Here is a 721-nt window from a genome sequence, read left to right as displayed (position 1 = left end):
TGCCCGCTGCGTTCCATTCCGCGATCACGGGCCAGTCGTGCTCGGTGGACAGCCGGCTGACCGTCCCCGTCCGGAGCTGGAACAGCCGTCCCTCGGCGGCCCCGAGGCCGAGGTGCCGGGCGGTGAGGACGCGCAGGAAGTGGCCGTGGGCCACGAGGATCACGTCGCCTTCGGCGAGCGCGGGTGCGATACGGGCCAGCACCCGGTCGGCCCGTGCCGCCACCTCGTCCGGCGACTCGCCGGCGTGTCCGGGCGGACCCGGTGGCACCCCGTCCGTCCACAGACGCCAGTCGGGTCTGGTGCGATGGATGTCGACGGTGGTGATTCCCTCGTAGCCGCCGTAGTCCCACTCGTGCAGATCGGGCTCGGTCGCGGCGCCGGACAGGCCCGCGAGTTCCGCGGTGCGTATCGCCCGGTGCAGAGGGCTGGTGAGAGTGAGTGCGAAGGTGCGTCCGGCGAGCTGGGTGGCGAGGGACTTGGCCTGTTCCTCGCCACCCTGTGTGAGCGGCAGATCGGTCCAGCTGGTGTGCTTGCCCGAAGCGCTCCACTCGGTTTCGCCGTGGCGGACCAGCAGGAGGTCGCCCACGGTGGTCACCTACTTTGCGGACTCGACCGCGTGGCCGCCGAACTGGTTGCGCAGCGCCGCGATCATCTTCATCTGGGGCGAGTCGTCCTGGCGGGACGCGAACCGGGCGAACAGCGAGGCGGTGATGGCCGGCAG

At 71.3% G+C, this 721-nt stretch carries 1 protein-coding gene and 1 pseudogene; both read right to left on the bottom strand.

Annotated features, from left to right (window positions below; translation table 11 throughout):
• On the bottom strand, positions 1-586 hold a 586-nt coding region (locus ADL25_RS12430; RefSeq protein WP_059127756.1), incomplete at its 3' end, for a histidine phosphatase family protein.
• 9 nt (positions 587-595) lie between these two features.
• A pseudogene (locus ADL25_RS46000) lies at positions 596-721 on the bottom strand (6-phosphogluconate dehydrogenase); the annotation flags it as partial.

This window comes from Streptomyces sp. NRRL F-5122 (genome assembly GCF_001507435.1).
Taxonomy (GTDB): domain Bacteria; phylum Actinomycetota; class Actinomycetes; order Streptomycetales; family Streptomycetaceae; genus Streptomyces; species Streptomyces lannensis.
This window is presented reverse-complemented; position numbering and strand designations above follow the sequence as displayed.